Below are 23,438 nucleotides of genomic sequence, written 5' to 3' on the forward strand. Positions count from 1 at the left end.
GGAGCCCGCATGCGCACCCGGGCGTAGGTTGGAAGCATGGCAACCGTCGCAGCGAACATCGTCAAGACCCTCCGCGCCAACGGGATCGACCGTGTCTACGGCCTTCCGGGTGATTCCCTCAACGGCTTCACCGACGCCCTCCGAAAGGACGGCGGCATCCGCTGGGTGCACGTGCGGCACGAGGAGTCGGCGGCCTTCGCGGCGGCGGCGGATGCGGCGCTCACGGGCGAGCTCGCCGTCGTCGCCGGCTCGTGCGGACCGGGCAACCTGCACCTGATCAACGGCCTCTACGACGCCAACCGCTCACGAGTCCCCGTGCTCGCGATCGCGGCGCACATCCCCACGACCGAGATCGGCACGGGGTACTTCCAGGAGACCCACCCGCAGGAGCTCTTCCGCGAGTGCAGCGTCTACGTCGAGTACGTCGCAGACCCCAAGCAGATGCCGCGCCTTCTCGAGATCGCGATGCGCGCGGCGATCGAGCAGCGCGGAGTCGCGGTGCTCGTGATCCCCGGCGACGTCGCCCTGGCCGAGATCGCCGACGACCGAGCCGTGGTCATCGAGCGATCCCACCCCGTGATCGTGCCGAGCGGCGACGAACTCGCCAGGGCGGCGACACTGCTCAATGCCTCGAAGAAGACCACGATCCTCGCCGGAGCCGGTGTCGAGGGCGCCCACGACGAGGTCATCGCACTCGCCGATCGGCTCGGCGCGCCGATCGTGCATGCGCTCCGAGGCAAGGAGTTCATCGAGTACGACAACCCGTTCGACGTCGGAATGACGGGCCTTCTCGGCTTCGCCTCCGGCTATCGGGCGATGGAGGCGGCTGACACGCTGCTCGTGCTGGGCAGCGACTTCCCGTACGAGCAGTTCTATCCCGAGCACGCGACGACCATCCAGGTCGACATCCGCGGCTCACAGCTCGGCAAGCGGCATCCGCTCGATCTCGGTCTGGTCGGTGATGTCCGCGCCACCGCTGAGGCACTGCTGCCGAGGCTGGCGGAGAAGAGCGACCGCGATCACCTCGATGACTCGACCGCGCACTATCGCAAGACCAGGGCGAAGCTCGACGACCTCGCGACACCGACGAAGGCCGGTCGGCCGATCCACCCGCAATACCTCGCGCGACTGCTCGATGAGCAGGCGGCAGATGACGCGGTGTTCACTGCAGATGTGGGCTCGCCGACCGTCTGGGCCGCCCGCTACCTGTCGATGACCGAGAATCGACGGCTGATCGGCTCGTTCACGCACGGATCGATGGCCAATGCCCTGCTGCACGGCATCGGCGCGCAGGTCTCGCATCCCGATCGACAGGTCATCGCACTCGCCGGCGACGGCGGACTCGCGATGATGCTGGGCGAACTGCTCACCCTCACGCAGAACAAGCTGCCCGTGAAGACGATCGTGGTGAACAACTCGTCGTTGAACTTCGTCGAGCTCGAGATGAAGGCCGCCGGTTTCGTGAACTACGGCACTGCGCTCGACAACCCGAGCTTCGCGGCGATCGCCGAGGCCATGGGAATCTTCGCCCGCCGCGTCGAGAACAGCGAGGATCTGCCGGATGCCGTCCGCGAGGTGCTCGCACACGACGGCCCCGCGCTGCTCGATGTCGTCACCGAGCGGCAGGAGCTGTCGATGCCGCCGGCGATCGAGGCCGCGCAGGTCAAGGGCTTCGCGCTGTACGCGATCCGCACGGTCATGTCGGGCAAGGGAGACGAACTGCTCGACCTCGCGCGCGCGAACTGGCGTCAGTTCCTCTGAGCTTCGGGCGCTCGGGAGGACAACGCCTCTTGGGGAGGAGGAATCGGCCCGATTCCTCCTCCCGAGGGGAAGATCTCCTCCCGACGAGCAGGCAGCCGCGGTGAGGTGCTGCCACGGTGTCGAAACCGCGGCGAAGCGAAGGCTCCGAACCCGCGCCTAGCTCTCGATGAGCGCGCGCACCTCGGCTGCCTCGACCTGGCGACCGAGCGACTCGAGCACGTTGCCGAGCTCGAGCGCCGACACCTGACGCAGCGGCGCATGCTCCACCGCGTGCTCGAGCGCGCTGCGGTAGACCGGCACGGCGTCAGCCGCGCGGTCGTCGCCAGCGAGCAGGCGGGCGGCGAACAGCTCGGAGCCGCCCGCCGACCCCGCATCCCCGATCGCCGCGAATCCGTCGGCTGCCGTGAGAGCAGCGGCAACAGCCTCGTCGATCCGCCCGAACTGAGCGAGCACCCGACCTCGCGAATCGGTCACGTCGGCGAGCAGCCACCCCGCCTCGTGCTCCTGAGCCAGCGCTGCGACCTCGTCGAACAGGGCGAAGGCGCGGTCGTCCTGCTTCGCGCCGTAGGCCTGCCCGAGGTTGTGCAGCACGTCGGCGAGGGCGCCGACCGCCTCGGGGGCCTTGCGCACGATCTCGGATGCCGCTTCGAGCGACTCGATCGCGTCGTCGTGCTCGTCGAATCGGGCGAGGATCTTCGCACGTTCGGTCAACGCCATGGCCTGATCGGCGTGTTCCTCCGCCTCACCGAAGAGATCGGCCGCATACCCGAAAGCGCCGACCGCCTGACCGAACTCGCCGGCCGAACCCAGGGAGCGGGCGAGGAGCGATGCCGTCATCGCCCGAGAAGCGGCAGGCACCTCGGCCTGCTCCTCACGCTCGAGCACCTGACCGAACAGCTCGGCGGCCACCTCGGCGTCACCCGCGGCGAGCATCGCCCGCGCGAGGCGGAAGTCCGCCCCCGCCTGGTCGCCGCCCTCCTGGGCGACGAGACGCGAGGTGACGCGGTAGCGGGCGACCGCCTTCTCGGGGTCGCCGGCGTCCTCCCAGAGCGCCCCGGCGAGCAGGTGCGCCGTTGCCAGTGCTGTGGTCGCGCCGAGCCCGGCGAGCAGCCGGGACGCCTCATCGGCATCCGCCGCGCCTCGCGCGTAGTCTTCGCTGCCTCCGCGCACCCTGGCACGCGTCTGCAGGGCCTGGGCGCGGTGACCGACGCTGAGATCGTCCTGGGCCAGGAAGCGATCGAGCAGAGCGGATGCCGCCTCGATGTCGCCCTTCTGCAGCACCGCCGCGATGGCCACGAGAGTCGTCGTGTTCGAGAGGCGCACATCGTCCGCGTCGGCGAACGCCCGGGCGGCGATCTCCGCCATGTCGAGCGCCGCATCCGGTTCGTCGGCCTGCATGTGCAGCGAGGCCCGGCTGATCGCGACATCTCCCCGCGACCAGGCCGGGAGGGACTCGGCGTTCGCGAGCTCGTCCTCGAGCGCCGCTGCGGCATCGGCGGTGTTCAGCCCGAAGGTCGCCAGACCCACGCGCTGCTCGAGATCGGCCTGTGCATCGAGGCCGGCGGCGCGCAGTGCATCGATCCGTGCCGGCAACAGGTCGGCGGCCTCGTCGGCGCGATCGAGCGCGATGAGGATGCCGAGGCGCATCGACATGAGCTGAGCGACCTTCGAGGGGTCCTCGACCGCCAGGGCATGCGGCAGAGCCTGCAGCGTCTCGTGCTCCGCCCCGAACTGGGCGAGATCCATGACCCGGTCGAACCAGGCGTCCGGATCGCCGGGCGTGGCCGAGTCCGGCGTGGTGGCGAAGGCGTCCGACCTGATCGGCACGTCGTAGTGCTCGTCTGCGAGAGCGCGCATGCGGGCGAGGCTGCGTGCGTGGCCCTCGGTGCCGTCGCGGCGATCGAACTGGGAGCCGATGCGCTCGGCAGCGCCCCATGCGGCGGCGGCGAGTTCGGCTGCGCCCCACGCCCCATCGTGCTCGCCGAAGAACGCGATGAGCGAGGGGGAGTCGGCACCGCGCACCGGGGCGTCGCCGTGGCCTGCTGCGGTGACGCGGTCGAGGGCGAAGGCGAATGCGGCCAGCGCCGCGAAGTGCGCGTCGACGTTGAGGCCGTCGTGCGCGAGCCACGCGATATGGCGCTCGACCTGGGCGAGCGCCCTGGCCTCGTTGCCGGTGAGGGCGGAGAACACGATGTTGTTCGCGACGATGCGCAGGTTGTCGGGGTTGTCCTTCGCCAGACGGTAGCTGCGCAGATGCGCGCTCTTCGCCTCGTCGAGGCGTCCAGCGCGCAGGTAGGGCACGAGCACGCGCGACAGCGCATGCTCCGGCTCTTCGCCGCATGAGAATCCGCCCTCGAGCATCTCCTCGACGAGCCGGATGGCCTCGGCGTCTCGATCGGTCTCTGCGAAGAACCCGGCGAACTGGCTGCGCCCGCACGCGTCGCAGTGGCTATGGTCGTCGCGGGGCGTGGCTTCCAGCTGCACGCGCAGCGCTTCGGCGTCGTCGATGCGCCCGGCGTCCCAGGCGTCCTCGAATCGGGCCGTGAGCACCCCGCTCATGCCGAGCCCGGCTGTGCGGTAGTGCGTCTCCATGTCGTCGAGCACCGCCGCGATCTGCTCGACGGAGAAGGCGGGAGACGAACGCAGGGACGAGGCCATCCACTTGAACTGCCACATCAGATCGGCCCCGCCGTACTCGAGATCGGCGGGGAACCGCTGCGGGTCGGCGTCGTGCCTGGCGAGGCACCACGCGAAGGAGTTCAGCATCACGTCGGTCGCGCCGTTCATGTTCGCCGACGCGGTCTGCCGCATCCGTGCCTCGTACTCGAGCCGCTCGTCGCCGAGCTCGACGGCGAGTGCGACGGCATCCGCCACCAGCGCCTGCTCCGCCGGGCCCCACGGAGTGCGGTCGATCTCCTCGATGAGCTGCGTGAAGCGCTTCTTCGGACGTGTCATGGGAATCCTTCGGACGGAGCGGATGGCAGAGCTGCGGTCAGACGGCGTCGCCGAAGGGGATCGAGTCCTCTTCGATGCCGGCCGACAGCGACACGAGGTCGGAGAGCGCCGTCGTCATGAGTGCACGATCGGCGTCGGAGAGCGGATGGTGACCGGCCAGCAGAGCCTGGATGTAGAGCAGCTGCACGGTGCGGGCGAACACCGCGTCGTCCTGCACGCGCACGAGCGCCCGCACGACGCGGTTCGACCAGTTCAGGCAGAGGCGCGCGCTCAGATCGTCGTCGCGGGAGGCCGAGACGGTCGAGTTGATGCGGTCGAGCACGCCGCCCCACAGCGATCCGGTGATGCCTTTCGTGCGACCGCGGTCGGTCCGGCGCAGCACCTCCGGATCGGCGACGTAGAGCGCTGCGAGCTCCGGCTGGTCGATCGAACGCACCGTGACGGAGCATCCGGATGCCGTCAGCACGCGGCCCGCTCGTTCCTCCAGCGCCATCGCGGCATCGCGGTCGTCGAGGGGCGGCGGGTCGAGGCGGTCGAGCTCACCCGCGACGTCGACGAGCTCGATCGTGACATGGGGGTAGAGGTCCGGCAGCATTCGCACGAGGTCTGCGTCGTACAGGTAGCCGCCGTTGACCAGGACCTCGGAGCCGGGCGAGATGCCGGCGACCTGGCGGAACTCGTCGACCGTCTGCGCGTAGCGCACGTGCGGGTACCGCTCGACGAGATCGCCGATGCGCATCGTGCCGTGCGTCGTCTCGAGGGTGAGCCACCGGGTGATGAACGTCGCCAGCTCGTCGTCGTGGCGCACGAGAGACTTCAGACCGACCTCGTGGATCGCCACGAACTGGGCCAGTCTGTGCGGCTCGCGCAGCCCCAGCTCGAGCACCCAGCGGCGGATGCCGGCGCCCAGCTGCTCGCGGACGCGCTCGAGCGCCGCGTCGTCGACGAGTGACTCGCGGCTCGCCGTCGGGGCGAGGCCGGTCGAATCGACGACCGCCCGCACGAAGAAGGCCCATTCGGGCAGCACGTCGTCGACCCGCTCGCCGAGCAGCATCCTGCCGAGGTACATGCGAGTCGCCTGGCGGGCACCCGGTGGGGGAGCGTAGGGGAGCACGAAAGCGAGCCCTCGAGTGCCCGTGGCGGGTTCGCTGAGCTCGATCGCGTCGAGCGGAGTGGCACCCAGCAGGTCGCGTCCGTACTGCACCGCGCCGTCGATGTCGTCGACGGCGTCGAGGAAGGGCGCGCGTCTCGTGATGTCGATGTCGCCGTTCGAGGACTCGAGCGTCACCCGCACGGGCAGGAACTCGGCGAAGGCGGTGGCCAGTTCGCGCACGGCTGCGGGGCGCAGCAGCTCGTCGGCGTCGAATCGGGGCTTCAGGTGCACGCTCGTGCCGACGGGCAGGTCGTCGTCGATCTCCACGACGCGGAAGGTGCCGTCGGCGCTGCCCGTCCACTCGACGGCCGAACCGCCCCGTGCGCTGCGCGAGCGGATCACGATCGAATCGGCGACCATGAAGCAGCTGAGCAGGCCGATGCCGAACTGACCCAGATAGTCGCTGCGAGGGAGATCGAAGATGTCGCGCTTCGAGCTGCGTCCGACCGTGGCGAGCAGATCGCCCACCTCGGCGGCGTTCAGGCCCACTCCGTCGTCTCGCAGCACGAACTCGCCGGAGTCGTCCGTCAGCGCGGTGATGCGGATGCTCCCGCCTCCGCCGTCGACCTCGCGTCGTGCCGTGATGGCGTCGCGGGCGTTCTGCAGCAGCTCGCGCAGATACACGCGCGGGCTCGAGTAGATGTGGCGGCTCAGGAGGTCGACGACACCGCGCAGGTCCACCTGGAACTGCTGCACGTCAGCGCTCACTGCGCCCCCTCCCGTTTCATCCGCTCGCCGAGCCTAACAACAACGACGAGAGCGGGCCCGGTTCGGCACCGACCGGCGGATGCCGTATGCTTGACCAGCAGTTGTTGTCTGCATTCTTTCGCCGTGCCCGGTCCTTCCGGTCCGACAGCGGTGGCAGGATGGAGACGACACCCCGAGACCTCCCGGTCTCTAGGGCGGTAGCTCAATTGGCAGAGCAGCGGTCTCCAAAACCGCAGGTTGCAGGTTCGATTCCTGTCCGCCCTGCGCGTCAGCACACGCTGACACACGAAAGGTACATTCAGGATGGATCAGGACGAACCGCGCGGCGAGGTCGTCGCGGCCGGCGCCACCCGCGAGAAGAAGCGTGGCATCGCGGGCTTCTTCGCAGGGATCGCCCTGTTCTTCCGTCAGGTCATCGCAGAGCTGCGCAAGGTCGTCACGCCGACCCGCAAAGAGCTGGTCAAGTTCACCGCAGTGGTGCTCGTCTTCGTTCTCATCGTCATGGGCATCGTCTACGGACTGGACACCCTGTTCGCCTGGGTGACGCACATCGTCTTCGGGGTCCCGGGCGCCTGACGCCCTCGCGGCCCTGGCCGCAGTGATTGGAAAGAAACAACGTGTCTGAACGATATTCCGACGACGCCGACTGGGCGACGGCTGCCGAGCAGTCCAGCGAAGAGGACGAGGCCCAGGAGGGCAACGTGCTCGCTGCGGAGGAGCAGTCGGTCACCTCGGCCGAACATGTCGCCCTCCACATCGAGGACGTCGACGGAGACGACGACGCCGACGTGCAGGACGACGACACCGACATCGACATCAACGACCCGGAGGCGGACGCTATCGTGAACGACGCTCTCAACCTGGACGAAGCGGCTGAGTCTGAGGCTGCAGCCGAGGTCCTCAACGACTCTGTGGCGGAAGAGACCGCCGAGCTCAAGGCTGCTGAGGCCGACGAGGTCACCCCGTACGACGGACCCGACGTCAACGGCGACGATGACATCGTGGCCGGGGCCGACGACGCCGAGTCCGACGAGGACGACGCCGAGGAAGACCCGTACGAGGCCTTCCGCATGGACCTCCGGATGCTTCCGGGCAAGTGGTACGTCATCCACTCGTACGCCGGATTCGAGCGCAAGGTCAAGGCCAACATCGAGCAGCGCAAGTCGACGCTCGAGGTCGAGGACGAGATCTACCAGATCGAGGTCCCGATGGAAGACGTGGTCGAGATCAAGAACGGCCAGCGCAAGATGGTCACCCGCGTGCGCATCCCGGGCTACGTGCTCGTGCGCATGGAGCTCACGGAAGACACCTGGTCGGTCGTGCGCCACACTCCCGGAGTCACCGGCTTCGTGGGCAACGCCCACAACCCGACCCCGCTGCGCTTCGAAGAGGCCTTCAACATGCTGAAGTCGCTCGTCGAGGTCAAGGACGTCCCGACGGCCAAGAACATCGCGTCGAAGGGCGGCCTCGCGGTCGCTCGTCCGCTTCCCGCCGAGGTCGACTTCGAGGTCGGCGAGACCATCACGATCAAGGAGGGCTCGTTCGCGGGTCTTCCCGGTTCGATCAGCGAGATCAAGCCCGAGAGCGGCAAGCTCACCGTGCTCGTGTCGCTCTTCGAGCGCGAGACCCCGGTCGAGCTGTCGTTCGACCAGGTCACGAAGATGATCTGACATACGCCTCAGAGAACGGCCGTCCCATTCCGGGGCGGCCGTTCCTGCGTAGGAGGCATGCCTCCGGATCAGGTAGACTTGTGTGGTTTGCGTGCCGCTTCGGCGTGCGCGCGGACGACCGCAGCCCGGAGATGCCGGGTTCGCGGGAGAGCGGATGCACCCGCATCCGTTCGATGAAAGGAAGAGGATATGGCACCGAAGAAGAAGGTGACCGGCCTGATCAAGCTTCAGATCAACGCCGGTGCAGCCAACCCGGCGCCGCCGATCGGCCCCGCGCTCGGTCAGCATGGCGTCAACATCATGGAGTTCTGCAAGGCGTACAACGCCGCGACCGAGTCGCAGCGCGGCAACGTCATCCCCGTCGAGATCACCGTCTACGAGGACCGCAGCTTCACGTTCATCCTGAAGACCCCGCCGGCCGCGGAGCTCATCAAGAAGGCCGCCGGTGTGGCCAAGGGCTCGTCGACGCCTCACACGGTCAAGGTCGCGAAGATCACCAAGGACCAGGTTCGTCAGATCGCCGAGACCAAGCAGGCCGACCTGAACGCTAACGACATCGAGGCTGCCTCGAAGATCATCGCCGGCACCGCCCGTTCCATGGGCATCACGGTCGAGGGCTGAGGAGAATAATCATGGCTACGAAGTCCAAGGCTTACAAGGCTGCCGCCGAGAAGATCGAGGCAGACCGTTTCTACACTCCGAGCGAGGCAGTCGCCCTCGCGAAGGAGACCGGCTCGTCGAAGTTCGACTCGACCGTCGAGGTCGCGCTCAAGCTCGCAGTCGACCCCCGCAAGGCAGACCAGATGGTGCGTGGCACCGTCATCCTGCCCCACGGCACCGGCAAGACCGCCCGCGTCATCGTCTTCGCCACCGGCCCCGCGGCCGAGGCAGCGATCGCCGCAGGTGCAGATGAGGTCGGCGGCGCCGAGCTCATCGAGAAGGTCGCCGCAGGCTGGACCGCGTTCGACGCGGCCGTCTCGACCCCGGAGCTCATGGGCCAGGTCGGTCGTCTCGGAAAGGTCCTGGGTCCGCGTGGACTCATGCCGAACCCGAAGACCGGCACGGTGACCCCCAACACGGCCAAGGCCGTCGAGGAGATCAAGGGCGGAAAGATCGAGTTCCGCGTCGACAAGCACGCCAACGTGCACTTCGTCGTGGGCAAGTCGTCGTTCTCGGCTGAGCAGCTCGACGAGAACATCGGCGCAGCGCTCGAGGAGATCGTCCGCCTCAAGCCGTCGAGCTCGAAGGGCCGTTACATCCAGAAGGGTGCGGTGTCGACCACGTTCGGCCCCGGCATCCCGCTGGACGTCAACGCCATCTGAGTGTGATTCCGGAAAGGCCCCCGCATTCTGCGGGGGCCTTTCTGCATCCAGAACGACATCGAGCGTCATCGGATGTTGGGGTGCGGGTCGGATGCCGCGTACTGTGAATGAGTTCCGCGCCACAGCAATCGCGCCTCATCGCACCCCAGGAGGGTCACATGTCCCGTCGCCTCATCGCCGTCACCGCACTGGTCGTCACCGCAGCAGCACTCACCGCCTGCAGCGGAAGCACGACCCCCGCTGAGAGCAGCTCGAGCGAGGCCGGCTCGGACTTCGGTCTCGTCAACGACGGCGTGCTCACGGTCGCCACCGAAGGGACCTACCGTCCGTTCAGCTTCCACGGCGACGGCGGCACGGGTGACCTCACCGGCTTCGACGTCGAGATCATCCAGGCTGTCGCCGACAAGCTCGACCTCGAGATCGAGTTCCAGGAGACCCAGTGGGACGCGATCTTCGCGGGCCTCGACGCCGGACGCTTCGACCTCATCGCGAACCAGGTCAGCATCAACGAGGAGCGGCAGGAGAAGTACCTGTTCAGCACTCCGTACACCGTCTCGCCCGGCGTCATCGTGGTCGCCGATGACGACGACTCGATCTCCTCGTTCGACGACCTCGAAGGCAAGACCACCGCGCAGTCCCTCACCAGCAACTGGTATGAGCTGGCCACCGAGTCCGGTGCCACGGTCGAGGGCGTCGAGGGCTGGGCGCAGGCCGTCGAGCTGCTCCGCCAGGGCCGTGTCGACGCCACCATCAACGACAAGCTGACCTTCCTCGACTACGAGACCACCAACAGCCCGTCCGGTCTGAAGATCGCCGCCGAGACCGAGGAGGCGGGCGAGCAGGCGTTCGTGTTCACCAAGGACAAGACCGACCTCGTCGAGGCCGTCGACGGCGCGCTCGAAGAGCTGCGGGCAGACGGCACCCTGGCCGAGATCAGCGACAAGTACTTCGGCGAAGACGTGACGCAGTAGCCGATGGAGAATCCCTGGCAGCTGTTCTTCGATTCACTCGGGCCGATAGCCCTGGCGGGAGTGACGGTGACGGTGCCGCTCGCGCTCGTGTCGTTCGCGCTGGGGCTCGTGCTCGCGATCGGCGTCGCCCTGATGAGGATCTCGGTCAATCCGCTGCTGTCGGGGATCGCCAGGTTCTACATCTCGGTGATCCGAGGCACGCCGATGATCGTCCAGTTGTTCGTGATCTTCTACGGGCTCGGGTCGATCGGACTCAAGATCGACCCGTGGCCCAGTGCGATCATCGCGCTGTCGCTCAACGTCGGCGGCTACGGGGCAGAGGTCGTGCGCGCTGCCATCCTGTCCGTCCCGAAGGGGCAGTGGGAGGCGGCGTACACGGTCGGCATGAATCGCACGCGCACGCTCACCCGCGTCATCCTTCCGCAGGCCGCACGGGTCTCGGTGCCGCCCCTGTCGAACACGTTCATCTCGCTCGTCAAGGACACCTCGCTCGCCTCGCTGATCCTTGTGACCGAGCTCTTCAAGGTCGCGCAGCAGATCGCATCGGCGACTCTGGAGTTCATGGTGCTGTATCTCGCGGCCGCCCTGGTCTACTGGGTGCTGTGCCTCGTGCTGTCGTTCGGTCAGAGCGCACTCGAGAGGAGACTGGATCGCAATGTCGCTCGCTGATGCTGCACGCACGCCCCACACGTCCACCGCAGACGCTCTTCTCACGGTGCGCGGCCTGCACAAACGCTTCGGCGACAACGAGGTGCTCCGCGGCATCGATCTGACGCTGCACCGCGGCGAGGTCGTCGTGCTGATCGGCCCGAGCGGGTCGGGCAAGACGACCGTCCTGCGCGCACTCAACGGCCTCGAGACGCCCGATGCAGGCACGATCGTCGTCGCAGGCGGGCCCGACATCGACTTCGCCCCTGAGACGCCGGTGTCGAAGCGCACGCGGGCACAGAAGCGACTCGCGCTGCGTGATCGTTCGGCGATGGTCTTCCAGCACCACAACCTCTTCCCGCACCTCTCGGTGCTCGAGAACGTGATCGAGGGGCCGTGGCGCGTGCAGGGGCGCCCCAAGGCCGAGGTCGTCGCAGAAGCACAGGTGCTCCTCGCCAGGGTCGGGCTCGCCGATAAGGCGGACGCCCGCCCGCACGAGCTCTCCGGTGGGCAGCAGCAGCGTGTCGGCATCGTTCGCGCTCTCGCGCTGCGCCCCGACCTCCTGCTCTTCGACGAGCCGACCAGCGCGCTCGATCCCGAACTCGTGGGGGAGGTGCTGCTGGTGATCAAAGAGCTCGCCGATGAGGGCTGGAGCATGGTGGTCGTCACGCACGAGCTGAGCTTCGCGCGCGAGGCGGCTGACCATGTCCTGTTCATGGATGCGGGCGTCGTCGTGGAAGAGGGCGCCCCGGGCGACATCTTCGGCGCCCCGCAGCACGAGCGCACGAAGAGATTCCTCACCCGCATCATGAGGCCCCTCGACGGCGAGTGACCGCAGACCGTGCCGAGACGCCGGGGTCGATGGCCTCGAGGCGTCTCAGGCGCCGAGCACCGGCAGCACCAGGCTGACAGCCAACGTGATCATGACGATCGCGATGAGGGCGTCGAGGATGCGCCATGAGCGTTCGGTGCGCAGCCAGCGACCGAGGTACCGGGCGCCGAACCCCAGCGCGGTGAACCACAGGATGCTGGCCATGATCGCTCCGGCCGCGAACAGCCAGCGATCCTCGCCGTGGGTGGCCGCGATCGATCCGAGCATCAGCACGGTGTCGAGATAGACATGGGGATTCAGCCAGGTCAGCGCCAGCGCCGTCGCGACCACCGGAGCGAGCGCAGTGCGCGTCGCGGTCGCCGTGGCAGGGCCGCTCGATCGGCCAGTCGCTCTTTCACCGACTGCAGGGTCGACCCGCAGCTGCTCGCCGCCCCGCCACGCTCGACGAGCCGCGAGGATCCCGTAGACCAGCAGGAACAGGGCACCCGCCCAGCGAGCGACGACGATGAGCCAGGGAGCCGCTGAGATGACGAATCCGAGTCCGGCGACGCCCGCGGCGATCAGCAGGGCGTCCGAGACGGCGCAGATGATGACGACGGGCAGCACGTGCTCACGGCGAATGCCCTGACGAAGGACGAAGACGTTCTGAGCGCCGATGGCGACGATCAGGGACAGGCCGAGGCCGAGGCCGGAGAACACGGGGAGCATGATCCCACGCTAGGTCCGAGTCGACATCAACACCAGTTCGTATTCCTTGTCTACCATTAGCATCGCTAATGTGAAGATCGACCCCGAACTTGCCGTCACCCTTGCCGCGGTCGCTGACGAAGGAACATTCGACGCGGCATCCCGCGCGCTGGGGGTGACCCCCTCTGCGGTGAGCCAGCGGCTGAAGAGCCTCGAAGAGCAGCTCGGACGCGTGCTCGTGGTGCGCGCCAAGCCGGCGCGCCTCACAGAGGCTGGTGAGTCGGTCGTTCGACTGGCGCGGCAGATCGCCCTGCTCGAACACGACGCCCTCACCGCGCTCGGTCTCGACGATGTGAACGCGCCGCGCACCCGCATCCCTCTCGCCGTCAATGCGGACTCGATGGCGACGTGGTTCCTCAGCCCGCTGGCGAGACTCTCTGCGACGCACGAGCTCGATTTCGACCTGCATCGCGACGACCAGAACTTCACGGCCCGTCTGCTCGAGTCGGGCACCGTCATGGGGGCGGTCACCAGTGAGGCGGAACCCGTGGCCGGATGCTCCGTCTCGCCGCTCGGCGTGCTGGAGTACCACGCGATGGCCGCGCCCGCGTTCGCCCGGCGCTGGTTCGGCGACGGCGTCACGGCCGAGGCTCTCGCCGCCGCGCCCTTCGTCGACTTCGATCGACGCGACACGCTCCAGCATGAGTGGCTGAGCGCCATGGGCGTCGCTCAGCACGGGGTCCCCAGGCACTACGTGCCGGCGTCGCATGATTACGCGCTCGCCGTCCGGCTGGGACTCGGCTGGGGGATGGTGCCGCTGCTGCAGGGCGATCATGAGCTGGTGCGGCTCGGGGGACCACCGCTGCGCGTCAGCCTCTACTGGCAGCAGTGGAATCTGCGGTCTCGGCTGCTCGACACCATCGCCGCCGAGGTCGCGGACGAGGCTCGGCGGGTGCTGTCGCGCTGACGGCAGGATCCGTCGAGGGTGAGTTCGGGCACGACAACCAGCCGATCGGTTCTCGATCATCACAGACATTCAGTCATGAAATACCGATGTGGACGCCTGATCGTGATCACAGACCCCTTGAAATAAGACATTCCTTGGACAAAGCTGACGGGAACGACATGAACACTCGGATGCGGGCCGCAGAAGGGCGGCCATCCCCAGCATCTGCGGTTCATGAATTCCTGAGGGGGAATGTCATGGCTGAGAAGGATACGCAACGCAAAGTTCTGGCAGTTCTGGCCGGTGGGCTGGTGCTCGGCGTAGGGATCGGGGTGACGCTCGCGGCCTGGAACGATTCGGAGTTCGCGACCGGCACGTTCACCGCAGGCTCGTTCAACCTCGAGGGCTCGACGACGAGTGCCACGACCGGATATGCCAACCACAACGTCGACCTGGGGCAGACGGCCGCAGCGCTCGTCTTCGAGCTGCCGGCTGTCGCATCGTCGATGTCGCCGGGCGACGTCGTCTACGCGCCGTTCTGGGTGCGGCTCGACAGCACCACCACGAACAGCGCCACGCTCGTCCCGTCGGGGATCACCGCGGGAACGGGCGGAAACGAGGCGAACCTCTCGTACACGGTCACAGCGATCGACGCGGGTGATGCGTGTGATGCCACCGCAGCAGGGACGGTCGTCGCGTCGGGAACGACACTCAGCGCTCAGACCGGAGCCACCTCGGTTCCGCTGACCGAGGGCACCCCGGCAGGGACCGCGGGAACGCCCGTTCAGCTGTGCTTCGCGGTGACAGCCGGTGCCGGTCTCACGCAGGGTGCGACCGCGACCGCGACATGGGAGTTCACGGCCACCTCGACTGCGGACTGATCATGGCTGTCACCCGCAGAGGCGTGCGGGAGGCGAAGCGGCTGCTCTCCCGTCGGATTCGAGCCGTTCTCGCGGGCGGCCTGGTGTTCGGCGTCGGCGCGACCATGACCCTCGCCGCCTGGAACGATTCCGAGCACGGCAACGCGACATTCACCGCGGGGCGGTTCGACATCGTGGGTGCGACCGACGGCACGACGTTCTCGAGCCACCCCGTCGGCACTCCGGCAGCGCTGTCGTTCAGCGCACCGTTCTCGGCCATGGCTCCGGGAAACACCGTGTACTCGCTGTTCAGCGTGCGCACCGCGAACCCATCCGTCGCGGGCACGCTGCAGCTGAGCGTGACCTCGACGGCGGGAACCGGTCTCGGCACCTACCTGCGTTACGGCGTGCGGGCGATCGCCGGGACGACGTGCAACGGCACGACCTATACGGCCGGCACCGCGGTCGTTCCCGACAACTCGCTGATGTCGGTCGTCGGCACCGGAACCCAGGCGGTCTCGGCGAACGGCGGGACGACGGTGAACTACTGCTTCGCGGTGACGTTGCCCGCTGCGACCGACAACGGAGCTCAGGGACTGACGGCGATCCAGACATGGCAGGTCGTCGGCACCTCCAGCTGATGCGCGGGCAGAGCTACGGATGATGTCTGAGGAGGAACGATGAGCGCACCCACGAGGCGGAGCCTGCGTGAGCAGACGGCGACCGTCGACGCGTCGCCCTCCGCGCCCGCAGCGTCGGCATCCGTTCCGAGGCGTTCGACCCGTCGAGGTCTCGGGCGCGTGCTCGCCGACGCCCTTCTCTGGCTCTCGGCGATCGCCGGCGTCGCCTGCATGGTGCTGGTCGTCGTGGCCCTCACGGCGAACATCACCCTCATCATGTTCCGCACCGGATCCATGGCGCCGACGATTCCGGCAGGCTCCGTCGCGGTCGTCCAGAGCGTCGCCGCCTCGCAGGTGCAGGTCGGCGACGTCGTCACCGTCGATAGGGCGGGCGACCTGCCTGTCACTCACCGGATCACGTCGATCACTCCGGGGTCGAACGAGGATGAGCGTGTGATCACGATGCGAGGAGACGCGAACGCAGCCGACGATCCGTACCCGTACACCGTGCAGACGGTGCGAGTCGTGCTGTTCTCCGTTCCGGGAATCGCCACCGTGATCGTCGCGATGGGCAACCCCTACGTGCTCGGCGGCCTCACCCTCGGCGCGACGGCCCTGGTCGTCTGGGCGTTCTGGCCGCGCTCGTCGAAGGATCGTCGCGTGCGGACCCACACGGCGGGGGCCGGCCGATGAACCGGCGGGCCGCATGCGCGACGAGCGCCTCGGCGGTCGTTCTCGGAGCGCTTCTCGCGGGCCCTGCGTGGGCGTCGCCGTCCACGCAGGTGGTGCAGGGAGATGTTCTGCGGTTGGTCTCGGTCGCCGACTGGGACGCTGCTTCGAGCCTGTTGCCAGGACAGCCAGTGCACTGGGACGTGACGGTGAGTGCGGAGGCGCCCGACCCGGGAGTCGTGGCGGTGGGCGTGAGCGCGTCGGGAGATGCGTCGCTCATCGTGGATGCCTACCGGTGCGAGCTGGTGTGGGACGAGACCGGCTGTGCCGGCGGCGTGGAAGAGCTGACAACCGGCTGGCCGATTCCCCGAGACGGCGCGGAGGTGGACCTCCTCGAGATGCCGGACACGGAGGTCGCGCACCTGAGGCTCGTCATCTCTCTGGCCGGCGACGACGCCGGAAGCACGCAGGTGCGGGTGCATGCGCGCGGCGCCGGGGAGTCGGCCGTGATCGGCCCGGACGGGGGACTCGCGACGACCGGCCTCTCACCGCTCGCGCCCTGGACGATCGGCGCGGCCATCGCCGTGGGCGCCGTCGGAACGTTGCTGTTCGTGGCGGGCCGCCGCCGTGTCCTCGTCGAGAGGGAGGACGGGGCATGACCGGCCGACGTGGGCGGCGCGTCCTCGCCGGCGTCGCGGGGGCAGCTCTTCTGCTGGGCATCGGCATGGCACCGTCGGCTCAGATGACCGAGGCGGCTTTCACCGACAGCGACTACGCCCGGACGACCATCACCGCACTGCGTCTCGCTCCACCTCAGATCACCGGCTTCTCCTCGTGCATCCGGCCGCCCGTGCTGGGCGGTTCGTTCATGAAGATCGTCTTCCAGTGGCCGAACGCTGCGGCACCGTACTCGACCATGACATCGGCGAACGTGCAGTGGCGCGTCGGCACGACGGTGATCGCCCCCGTGGTCACGGGGCCGGATGCCCAGGGCAGGTACACGGCGGACATCACGACAGGATTGCTCTCGGGGCTGCTCGGGTCTTTGCTGGGCGCGGACGTCATCCTCGAGATGCGGACGACGTATTCGGGGTGGACCTCTCCCGGAGTCACCACAGCCACCTACAACGCTCCGCTGATCGCGGGCGCGCCGACCTGCACTCCCGCCAACGGCGTCTAGTCGGCGAGAGCGAGCGCGCGGAAGGCGTCGCGCTCGCGAAGGTGCTCGCGGCGACTGGCGGCGGCCGCTGCCGCAGCATCCGCTATCCGGGTGGGCACCTGCATGCCGGTGGTTCGTCGGTACAGCTCGTCGATGAGGTCGGTGGCGAGGCCGACGAGCTTCGCGATCTCGCGGTCGTCGCGATCGATCCAGACGCAGCGGGGCTCATCGTGGATCGGAGCGAAGTCGACGTGCTCCTCCCAGACGAAGAGAGTGCGCTCGGCGCCGAGCACGTGCTGCTGCCACCAGATCTGGCGGAGGTAGGTGCGGGGGATGCCGCGGAACGCCTTGTTCGTGGTCTTGATCTCGGCGAGCTTCACGCGGCCGTCCGCGTCGACGGCGATGCCGTCGGGGGTCGCCAGGTGCCGGTGCTCGACCTCGGCGCGGAACAGGGCGGACGACGGCAGGATGCCGTGGGTCGCCGCCACCCAGGCGGCGATCTCGGGCTCGCGGCGTCTCCCGTGATCGGTATAGGCGTTGCCTCCGAAGCGGGGGCCACCGCCGAGCTTCGAGTCGGCCGCGCGCGCGATCGACCTCTCGCTCGTGAGTCCGGCGACGTCCGTGGCGGTGATCCCGCGCGAGCGTGCCCTCATCCAGGCCACGCGGTCGCGGGAGTCCGCGACGATGCGAGCTTGGAGTTCGGGGGTCACCTATCGAGGGTAACCCCGGTCGCCGACTCTCCCTCCCGCACACGCCGCTCCGTGGCATCCCCCGGGCTCTCTCCGCGTCGGAAAGGGGTCAGCCGAGCTCAGGCCACCCCTGGGGGCCGAAGGATCCGGCGACGTAGTCGTCGAGCGGCACATCGCCCTGCCGCCACGCCTCGAGGATCGGGGCCACGATGCGCCAGGACTGTTCGGCGGCGTCGCCGCGCACTGCCAGCATCGGGTCGCCGTCCAAGACGCCGGACAGGACCTCGGCATACGCCTTGAGCGCACCCTCTCCGAGCTCGGCCGACAACGTGGCCCGCTCCAGCTCGAACGGGTCCTCGGACGCATTGAGGTTCAGCTCGAGGGACATCCGGTCCGGTCCCAGCGAGAACCGCAGCACCGCGCCGTCCGACGTGCCCGTGAGTCCCCGTGGCAGGTGGCGGACCGGACGGAAGCGCACGACGATCTCCCTTGCAGGCGTGCCGAGGGCTTTGCCGGAGCGGAGCCGGAACGGGATCCCCGCCCATCGGGCGTTCCGCACCTCGAACGTCGCCTCGGCGAGCGTCTCGGTCTGGCGGTCGGGGTCGACCCCCGGCTCGTCGACGTACGACGGCTTCGCCGCGCCGTCGATCTCTCCTGCGGTGTATCGGGCTCGACGCGACGACCCCGCGGGGTCGTCGCCCCACACCGCGGTCGCACGCAGCACCGCAGAGGTCGCGGCCCGGAAGTCGATCTCATCGAGAGTCGCCGGCTCCTCCATCGCGAGCACGGCGAGCACCTGCAGCAGGTGGCTCTGGATCATGTCGACCAGTGCGCCCGCTTTGTCGTAGTAGCCCGCGCGTCCCTCCAGCGCCAGCGACTCGTCGTAGACGATGTCGACCGACTCGATGCTCTCGGCAGACCAGAGCGGCTCGAGGATGCGGTTCGCGAACCGCGCCCCGAGGAGGTTGAGCGTGGTCGAGCGGCCGAGGAAGTGGTCGACCCGAAACACCTGGCTCTCGGGCACGAGGTCGGTCAACGTCCGGTTCAGCTCTTCGGCGCTCGCCTCGTCCGTGCCGAAGGGCTTCTCCATGACGAGCATCGCGCCCGCCGGCAGCATGTCGGGGGTGAGAGTCGCGACAGATGCCGCGGCCACGGCGGGCGGCACGGCGAAGTAGAGCGCGACCTGCCCGGTGCAGTCCTTCAATAGTGCGCGGAGGTCGTCCGGATGTGTGATGTCGGTCCGCGTGTACGTCACGTCCACGCGGGACGCGGCGTCCTCGGCATCCATCGACGCGAACGACGCGCGGACGACGGACTCGAGATCCGCGTCGGTCCACTCCTCGCGGTCGGCGCCGACGATGCGCACCGCGCGGGAGGGCTCCCGCGTCAGCAGCTGTCCCAGCGCGGGGAGGAGGAGCCGGGCGGTGAGGTCGCCACCGGCCCCGAGGATCACCAGCGTCGTCGCATCGGTCATGGTCTCACCGTATCCCGTCCACTCGACGGACGGTCGTGCCAGAATCGGTCGATGCCCGCTCCCATCGAGGACTACGCCCTGCTCAGCGACTGCCGCACCGGCGTGCTCGTCTCGAAGGAGGGCAGTATCGACTGGCTCTGCCTTCCTCGCTTCGACGCGCCGTCGTTGTTCGGAGCCCTGCTCGGAGAGGCGAGCAACGGATGCTGGAGCCTGCGGCCGCTCGATGCCGCCGCGACCTCGCAGCGCCACTACGTGTCGGACACGTTCATCCTGGTCACCCGATGGGAGACGGCCGGCGGCATCGCAGAGGTGCAGGAGTTCATGCCGCTGCACTCCTCGCGCAGCGATGTCGTTCGCAGGATCGTCGGCATCGCGGGCCACGTCGAATTCGTCACCGAGCTGCGCCTGCACTTCGACTACTCCCGCAGGCTCCCGTGGGTGCGGCAGGTGGGCACGAGTGACGAGCCGGCGCTGCGCGCGACGGCCGGACCGGAAGCCGTGACCGTGCGCGGCGTGCGGCTCGTCGCGGAGGACCACCGGCACCGTGCGACGTTCACGGTCGCCGCGGAGGAGGTCCGTGACCTGACGCTCAGCTGGTTCCCCTCGCACGAGCACGCGCCGGCGGCACTCGACATCGACGACGCGATCGCCGCCACGCGATCCTGGTGGCAGGGGTGGGCGAGCGGGATCCAGCACGACGGCGCGTACCGCGGCGAGGTCGTGCGGTCTCTGCTGGTGCTGAGGGCACTGACGAACAAGGACACCGGTGGCATCGTGGCTGCGGCCACGACATCGCTTCCCGAAGACTTCGGCGGCTCGCGCAACTGGGACTACCGCTTCGTCTGGTTGCGGGACGCCGCCCTGACGCTCGAAGCCCTCATCGCTCACGGGTTCCTCACCGAGGCGCACCATTGGCGGCGGTGGCTGCTCCGAGCCGTGGCCGGTGAGCCGAACGAGGTGCAGATCATGTACGGGATCGCGGGAGAGCGCGACCTCATCGAACGAGAGCTCACGAGTCTGCCCGGCTATGGAGGTGCGGCCCCGGTGCGGATCGGCAACGGCGCGGTCGACCAGTACCAGGGCGACGTGATCGGCGAGGTGCTCGTCGCTCTGGAGGCGGCCCGGATCGCCGGCCTCGAGGAAGGGGACTTCTCCTGGCCCCTCCAGCGGGCGCTCATCGAGCAGGTGATCGCCTCGATCCAGCGTCCCGACAACGGCATCTGGGAGATCCGGGGCGAGCCGCAGTGGTTCACGCATTCGAGGGTCATGATGTGGGCGGCGCTTGACCGCGGCGTCCGGGCCGTGCAGGAGCATGGCCTCCCGGGCGACGCCGATCGATGGGCGGGCGTCCGTGACGGACTGCGGCGCGAGATCGACGAGCACGGAGTCGACGCGGACCACGGGTACTTCGTTCAGCACTACGGCTCGATCGAGGTGGATGCGTCGCTGCTCGTGCTGCCTCAGGTGGGGTTCTGCGACCCTGACGATCCGCGGATGCTGCGAACGGTGGAGCAGATCGAGCGCACCCTGCTCACCGACGGATTCCTCCGCCGCTACCGCACGGAGTCGGGTGTGGACGGGCTCGACGGCGATGAGCATCCCTTCATCGCGTGCAGCTTCTGGCTGGTCGAGCAGTATACGACGAGTGGCCGTGTCGACGAGGCGCGCGATCTGATGGAGCGGTTGATGGGGATGACGAACGACCTCGGACTGCTGTCGGAGGAGTACGACGTCGCGAACGCGCGGCAGGCCGGCAACACCCCGCAGGCGCTCTCGCACCTGAGTCTCATCCGCGCCGCCGACGCGCTCGCGGGCCACGGAGGTCGCGCCGCGCACCGTCGGTGATCCCGACCGATTTGGGGCCGGGGATGCCGTGGGGTACAGTTGTCGTAACCGAAGACCGCTGGTCATCGTCGTGTGCGCAAGCGCATGAGGATCGAAGCTCTGCTCAGCAGGGGCCCGCGCAGGACACGAACTTCTCAAAGCTCCGTGCGCTTGCGCCGGAGCTTTTCTGTTGCCAGCGGTCGGAACCGGCGCCTCACCTCCGTGGGGCGCCTCGTACACACCAAGGAGTGACCATGGCGCAGAAGGACGCATCGGTTGCCGAGCTCACGAAGTCATTCGAGAACTCGACTGCCGTTCTGCTGACCGAGTACCGCGGTCTGACGGTTGCCCAGCTCAAGGAGCTGCGCAACAGCATCCGTCAGGACGCTGAGTACGCCGTGGTGAAGAACACGCTGACCAAGATCGCCGCCAACAAGGCTGGCATCACCGCGCTGGACGACGACCTCAAGGGTCCGTCGGCCGTCGCGTTCGTGCACGGTGACTTCGTCGCCACTGCCAAGGCTCTTCGTGACTTCGCCAAGGCCAACCCGCTTCTCGTGATCAAGTCGGGCATCTTCGAGGGCAACGCCCTCACCGCCGACGAGGTCAACAAGTACGCCGCGCTCGAGAGCCGTGAGGTTCTGCTGGCGAAGGCTGCGGGCATGATGAAGGCCACGATGGGCAAGGCTGCCGCCACCATCGATGCTCTTCGCGAAAAGCTGGAGACCGCTGAGGCCGCGTGAGCGACCTGCGATCTCGTTCAACAAACCCATCTATCTAGGAGATACATCATGGCTAAGCTCACCACTGAGGAGCTGCTCGAGCAGTTCGCAGGCCTGACCCTCGTCGAGCTCAACGACTTCGTCAAGGCGTTCGAGGAGAAGTTCGAGGTCACCGCTGCTGCCCCCGTCGCCGTTGCAGGCGCAGGCGGCGGCGCTGCTGAAGAGGTTGAGGAGAAGGACTCCTTCGACGTCATCCTCGAGGCTGCCGGCGACAAGAAGATCCAGGTCATCAAGACCGTCCGCGAGCTCACCTCGCTCGGCCTCGGCGAGGCCAAGGCTGTCGTCGACGGTGCTCCCAAGGCCGTGCTCGAGGGCGCGAACAAGGAAGCCGCCGAGAAGGCAAAGGCTGCTCTCGAAGAGGCAGGCGCCACGGTTACCCTCAAGTAATCCGTTCCAGGTCGCGGCGCGTGCGCCTCGACCTGGATGCGTCTGAACGCTTCACGAAAGCCCCGGGTCCGCCCGGGGCTTTCGTGCGTCCGGGGCCGGTGAGAGGCCTCGCGAGCGAGGTCGCGGGTCAGCGTCGACCCGCGGTGGAACTGCGAACGACCAGGGCGGATGCTGTCACAGTGCGCTCTCGTGGCGAGTCCGGCTGGTCTATCTGCTGCCGCAGCAGCCGCACCGCCTCGTGCCCCTGCTCCCGTGGCGACTGCTTGATGGTGGTGAGCGCGAACATCTCGGCGTGCTCGTGGTCATCGACCCCGACGATGCTGAGTTCGGTGGGGACGGCGATCCCCAGGCGCCGGGCCGCGATCATCGCTCCGATCGCCGCCTCATCGCACACGCCGACGATCGCGGTGGGTCGCCCTCGGCGATCACCGAGCAGCTCGACGGCGGCGGCGTAGCCGCCGGGCATCGTCGGGCGCGCATCCGCGATCCTGGCGATCGCTTCGAGGCCCGCTGCAGCGAGTGCCTCGAGGTATCCCTCGACACGCTGGGCGTCGCCGAAGCTGAGGTCGTCCGGATCCGTGGAACCACCGACGAATGCGATGTCGGTGTGGCCGAGTTCGATGAGGTGCTCGGTGGCGATGCGAGCGGCGGCGACGTCATCGATGGACACCGCGCTCGACCCTTCGCTGTAGGGGCCGACACTGACGAGCGGCCGCTCTGAGCGATGCAGCCGCTCGAGCTCCTGCGCGCTGGGTTGGATGCCGACGGCGATGATCCCGTCGAACCGCCGGCCGGGCAGCACCGTGTCGAAGAGGCGCTCGCGGGTCTCGCTGCCTTCGCGGATGCCGTAGAGGGCGAGCTCGTAGTCGAGAGCGAACAGCGACTCCTGGATCCCGGCCAGCAGCTCGGAGAAGTACCAGCGGTCGACAGGAGGCATGATGACGCCGACGGTCTGCGTCCGCCCCGTGGCGAGGCTCGTCGCGGAGGAGTGGGCGACGTAGGCGAGTTCATCGGCGGCATCGGCGACCCTCTGACGGGTGCCGTCGGAGACGTATCCGCGTCCGCTGAGCGCTCGGCTCGCCGTCGCCTTCGACACGCCTGCGCGCGCCGCGACGTCCGCGATCGTGCTCATCGGTCCTCCTCGACCATGCCTTTCGACGCGAGTCCCCGCCTCCACGCCGATGAAAGCGTAACCGTTCAGCGGCGGGAAAGGAACCGGTTCCATACGAATTGCTCGGGAGCGCTCCCACGTCCGAGCATCGGACATCACGAAAGGTTGCGAGCTTGTGATCCTGGCTTATTGTGTCGCGGCGTGAGACCC

23 protein-coding genes and 1 tRNA gene are annotated in these 23,438 nt (G+C 68.2%); 18 read left to right on the forward strand and 6 right to left on the reverse strand.

What is annotated here, in order from left to right; translation table 11 throughout:
• Window positions 1–36: 36 nt before the first annotated feature.
• Window positions 37–1,761, forward strand: a complete 1,725-nt coding sequence (poxB, locus tag OB895_RS16295) for a ubiquinone-dependent pyruvate dehydrogenase (protein ID WP_079113367.1) — start codon at window positions 37–39, stop codon at window positions 1,759–1,761.
• A 156-nt stretch (window positions 1,762–1,917) separates the two neighbouring features.
• On the opposite strand, the gene OB895_RS16300 is transcribed toward poxB, so the two are convergent.
• Together OB895_RS16300 and OB895_RS16305 are read right to left on the reverse strand one after the other, a co-directional pair.
• Window positions 1,918–4,716 (reverse strand): hypothetical protein, encoded by a 2,799-nt coding sequence (locus OB895_RS16300; protein WP_079113366.1) that lies wholly within the window; start codon window positions 4,714–4,716, stop codon window positions 1,918–1,920.
• Window positions 4,717–4,753: 37 nt separating this feature from the next.
• A complete protein-coding gene (locus tag OB895_RS16305) occupies window positions 4,754–6,577 on the reverse strand; it encodes an HSP90 family protein (RefSeq protein WP_311878276.1) in 1,824 nt (607 codons plus the stop codon).
• Window positions 6,578–6,768: 191 nt separating this feature from the next.
• On the opposite strand from OB895_RS16305, the gene OB895_RS16310 reads away from it, so the two are divergent.
• The 8 genes from OB895_RS16310 to OB895_RS16345 all read left to right on the forward strand — a co-directional run bounded on the left by OB895_RS16310 (window position 6,769) and on the right by OB895_RS16345 (window position 12,020).
• Window positions 6,769–6,841, forward strand: a tRNA-Trp gene (locus OB895_RS16310).
• 39 nt (window positions 6,842–6,880) lie between these two features.
• Window positions 6,881–7,153: a preprotein translocase subunit SecE gene (gene secE / locus OB895_RS16315; RefSeq protein WP_042539545.1), complete on the forward strand. Its 273-nt coding sequence runs from the start codon at window positions 6,881–6,883 to the stop codon at window positions 7,151–7,153.
• Between the two features lie 41 nt (window positions 7,154–7,194).
• Window positions 7,195–8,247 carry a transcription termination/antitermination protein NusG gene (gene nusG / locus OB895_RS16320; protein ID WP_079113364.1) on the forward strand — a complete coding sequence of 351 codons (1,053 nt, stop codon included), beginning with the start codon at window positions 7,195–7,197 and terminating at the stop codon, window positions 8,245–8,247.
• A gap of 189 nt (window positions 8,248–8,436) precedes the next feature.
• Window positions 8,437–8,868, forward strand: coding sequence for a 50S ribosomal protein L11 (rplK, locus tag OB895_RS16325; protein WP_042539549.1), 432 nt, complete (start codon window positions 8,437–8,439; stop codon window positions 8,866–8,868).
• An 11-nt stretch (window positions 8,869–8,879) separates the two neighbouring features.
• Window positions 8,880–9,569, forward strand: coding sequence for a 50S ribosomal protein L1 (gene rplA / locus OB895_RS16330; RefSeq protein WP_042539551.1), 690 nt, complete (start codon window positions 8,880–8,882; stop codon window positions 9,567–9,569).
• A gap of 158 nt (window positions 9,570–9,727) precedes the next feature.
• Window positions 9,728–10,540, forward strand: a complete 813-nt coding sequence (locus tag OB895_RS16335; protein ID WP_311878280.1) for a transporter substrate-binding domain-containing protein — start codon at window positions 9,728–9,730, stop codon at window positions 10,538–10,540.
• Window positions 10,541–10,543: 3 nt separating this feature from the next.
• Window positions 10,544–11,209 carry an amino acid ABC transporter permease gene (locus tag OB895_RS16340; protein ID WP_042539555.1) on the forward strand — a complete coding sequence of 222 codons (666 nt, stop codon included), beginning with the start codon at window positions 10,544–10,546 and terminating at the stop codon, window positions 11,207–11,209.
• Window positions 11,196–12,020, forward strand: coding sequence for an amino acid ABC transporter ATP-binding protein (locus tag OB895_RS16345; protein ID WP_079113362.1), 825 nt, complete (start codon window positions 11,196–11,198; stop codon window positions 12,018–12,020). Before OB895_RS16340 ends, OB895_RS16345 begins: the two co-directional genes overlap by 14 nt.
• Window positions 12,021–12,065: 45 nt before the next feature.
• On the opposite strand, the gene OB895_RS16350 is transcribed toward OB895_RS16345, so the two are convergent.
• The gene (locus tag OB895_RS16350; RefSeq protein WP_311878282.1) at window positions 12,066–12,728 is read right to left on the reverse strand and encodes a LysE/ArgO family amino acid transporter; all 663 of its coding nucleotides are present in this window, start codon (window positions 12,726–12,728) and stop codon (window positions 12,066–12,068) included.
• 70 nt (window positions 12,729–12,798) lie between these two features.
• Here OB895_RS16350 and OB895_RS16355 point away from each other — a divergent pair, with 70 nt between their 5' ends.
• The 6 genes from OB895_RS16355 to OB895_RS16380 all read left to right on the forward strand — a co-directional run bounded on the left by OB895_RS16355 (window position 12,799) and on the right by OB895_RS16380 (window position 16,982).
• Window positions 12,799–13,674: a LysR family transcriptional regulator ArgP gene (locus OB895_RS16355; RefSeq protein ID WP_079113360.1), complete on the forward strand. Its 876-nt coding sequence runs from the start codon at window positions 12,799–12,801 to the stop codon at window positions 13,672–13,674.
• Between the two features lie 236 nt (window positions 13,675–13,910).
• Window positions 13,911–14,534, forward strand: a complete 624-nt coding sequence (locus tag OB895_RS16360) for a SipW-dependent-type signal peptide-containing protein (protein ID WP_079113359.1) — start codon at window positions 13,911–13,913, stop codon at window positions 14,532–14,534.
• Window positions 14,535–14,536: 2 nt separating this feature from the next.
• Window positions 14,537–15,154 (forward strand): SipW-dependent-type signal peptide-containing protein, encoded by a 618-nt coding sequence (locus OB895_RS16365; RefSeq protein WP_311878287.1) that lies wholly within the window; start codon window positions 14,537–14,539, stop codon window positions 15,152–15,154.
• Between the two features lie 39 nt (window positions 15,155–15,193).
• Entirely contained in the window at window positions 15,194–15,826 is a 633-nt protein-coding gene (locus OB895_RS16370; RefSeq protein WP_052492908.1) for a signal peptidase I, read from the forward strand.
• The gene (locus OB895_RS16375; protein WP_311878290.1) at window positions 15,823–16,461 is read left to right on the forward strand and encodes a hypothetical protein; all 639 of its coding nucleotides are present in this window, start codon (window positions 15,823–15,825) and stop codon (window positions 16,459–16,461) included. The genes OB895_RS16370 and OB895_RS16375 overlap by 4 nt, the downstream gene beginning before the upstream one ends.
• Entirely contained in the window at window positions 16,458–16,982 is a 525-nt protein-coding gene (locus tag OB895_RS16380) for a hypothetical protein (RefSeq protein ID WP_079113356.1), read from the forward strand. Before OB895_RS16375 ends, OB895_RS16380 begins: the two co-directional genes overlap by 4 nt.
• Here OB895_RS16380 and OB895_RS16385 read toward each other — a convergent pair.
• Together OB895_RS16385 and OB895_RS16390 are read right to left on the reverse strand one after the other, a co-directional pair.
• Window positions 16,979–17,671, reverse strand: a complete 693-nt coding sequence (locus OB895_RS16385; RefSeq protein ID WP_042539571.1) for a YqaJ viral recombinase family protein — start codon at window positions 17,669–17,671, stop codon at window positions 16,979–16,981. The genes OB895_RS16380 and OB895_RS16385 overlap by 4 nt on opposite strands.
• A gap of 88 nt (window positions 17,672–17,759) precedes the next feature.
• On the reverse strand, window positions 17,760–19,124 hold the full coding sequence (locus OB895_RS16390) for a glucose-6-phosphate dehydrogenase (protein WP_079113355.1): 1,365 nt from the start codon (window positions 19,122–19,124) through the stop codon (window positions 17,760–17,762).
• Between the two features lie 51 nt (window positions 19,125–19,175).
• On the opposite strand from OB895_RS16390, the gene OB895_RS16395 reads away from it, so the two are divergent.
• The 3 genes from OB895_RS16395 to rplL all read left to right on the forward strand — a co-directional run bounded on the left by OB895_RS16395 (window position 19,176) and on the right by rplL (window position 22,117).
• Window positions 19,176–20,969, forward strand: coding sequence for a glycoside hydrolase family 15 protein (locus OB895_RS16395; RefSeq protein ID WP_079113354.1), 1,794 nt, complete (start codon window positions 19,176–19,178; stop codon window positions 20,967–20,969).
• Between the two features lie 233 nt (window positions 20,970–21,202).
• Window positions 21,203–21,691 (forward strand): 50S ribosomal protein L10, encoded by a 489-nt coding sequence (gene rplJ, locus OB895_RS16400; protein WP_042539577.1) that lies wholly within the window; start codon window positions 21,203–21,205, stop codon window positions 21,689–21,691.
• A gap of 48 nt (window positions 21,692–21,739) precedes the next feature.
• Window positions 21,740–22,117 (forward strand): 50S ribosomal protein L7/L12, encoded by a 378-nt coding sequence (gene rplL / locus OB895_RS16405; protein ID WP_042539579.1) that lies wholly within the window; start codon window positions 21,740–21,742, stop codon window positions 22,115–22,117.
• Between the two features lie 127 nt (window positions 22,118–22,244).
• On the opposite strand, the gene OB895_RS16410 is transcribed toward rplL, so the two are convergent.
• The gene (locus OB895_RS16410) at window positions 22,245–23,249 is read right to left on the reverse strand and encodes a LacI family DNA-binding transcriptional regulator (protein ID WP_079113353.1); all 1,005 of its coding nucleotides are present in this window, start codon (window positions 23,247–23,249) and stop codon (window positions 22,245–22,247) included.
• Between the last annotated feature and the right edge of the window lie 189 nt (window positions 23,250–23,438).

This window comes from Microbacterium forte (assembly GCF_031885415.1).
Classification (GTDB): Bacteria; Actinomycetota; Actinomycetes; order Actinomycetales; family Microbacteriaceae; genus Microbacterium; species Microbacterium forte.

Excerpts from the sequence above, each read along its gene's own strand:
- poxB (WP_079113367.1), top strand. The coding sequence starts at position 37 with ATGGCAACCGTCGCAGCGAACATCGTCAAGACCCTCCGCGCCAACGGG.
- OB895_RS16300 (WP_079113366.1), bottom strand. The coding sequence starts at position 4,716 with ATGACACGTCCGAAGAAGCGCTTCACGCAGCTCATCGAGGAGATCGAC.
- secE (WP_042539545.1), top strand. The coding sequence starts at position 6,881 with ATGGATCAGGACGAACCGCGCGGCGAGGTCGTCGCGGCCGGCGCCACC.
- rplK (WP_042539549.1), top strand. The coding sequence starts at position 8,437 with ATGGCACCGAAGAAGAAGGTGACCGGCCTGATCAAGCTTCAGATCAAC.
- rplA (WP_042539551.1), top strand. The coding sequence starts at position 8,880 with ATGGCTACGAAGTCCAAGGCTTACAAGGCTGCCGCCGAGAAGATCGAG.
- OB895_RS16335 (WP_311878280.1), top strand. The coding sequence starts at position 9,728 with ATGTCCCGTCGCCTCATCGCCGTCACCGCACTGGTCGTCACCGCAGCA.
- OB895_RS16340 (WP_042539555.1), top strand. The coding sequence starts at position 10,544 with ATGGAGAATCCCTGGCAGCTGTTCTTCGATTCACTCGGGCCGATAGCC.
- OB895_RS16345 (WP_079113362.1), top strand. The coding sequence starts at position 11,196 with ATGTCGCTCGCTGATGCTGCACGCACGCCCCACACGTCCACCGCAGAC.
- OB895_RS16350 (WP_311878282.1), bottom strand. The coding sequence starts at position 12,728 with ATGCTCCCCGTGTTCTCCGGCCTCGGCCTCGGCCTGTCCCTGATCGTC.
- OB895_RS16360 (WP_079113359.1), top strand. The coding sequence starts at position 13,911 with ATGGCTGAGAAGGATACGCAACGCAAAGTTCTGGCAGTTCTGGCCGGT.
- OB895_RS16365 (WP_311878287.1), top strand. The coding sequence starts at position 14,537 with ATGGCTGTCACCCGCAGAGGCGTGCGGGAGGCGAAGCGGCTGCTCTCC.
- OB895_RS16370 (WP_052492908.1), top strand. The coding sequence starts at position 15,194 with ATGAGCGCACCCACGAGGCGGAGCCTGCGTGAGCAGACGGCGACCGTC.
- OB895_RS16375 (WP_311878290.1), top strand. The coding sequence starts at position 15,823 with ATGAACCGGCGGGCCGCATGCGCGACGAGCGCCTCGGCGGTCGTTCTC.
- OB895_RS16380 (WP_079113356.1), top strand. The coding sequence starts at position 16,458 with ATGACCGGCCGACGTGGGCGGCGCGTCCTCGCCGGCGTCGCGGGGGCA.
- OB895_RS16390 (WP_079113355.1), bottom strand. The coding sequence starts at position 19,124 with ATGACCGATGCGACGACGCTGGTGATCCTCGGGGCCGGTGGCGACCTC.
- OB895_RS16395 (WP_079113354.1), top strand. The coding sequence starts at position 19,176 with ATGCCCGCTCCCATCGAGGACTACGCCCTGCTCAGCGACTGCCGCACC.
- rplJ (WP_042539577.1), top strand. The coding sequence starts at position 21,203 with ATGGCGCAGAAGGACGCATCGGTTGCCGAGCTCACGAAGTCATTCGAG.
- rplL (WP_042539579.1), top strand. The coding sequence starts at position 21,740 with ATGGCTAAGCTCACCACTGAGGAGCTGCTCGAGCAGTTCGCAGGCCTG.
- OB895_RS16410 (WP_079113353.1), bottom strand. The coding sequence starts at position 23,249 with ATGAGCACGATCGCGGACGTCGCGGCGCGCGCAGGCGTGTCGAAGGCG.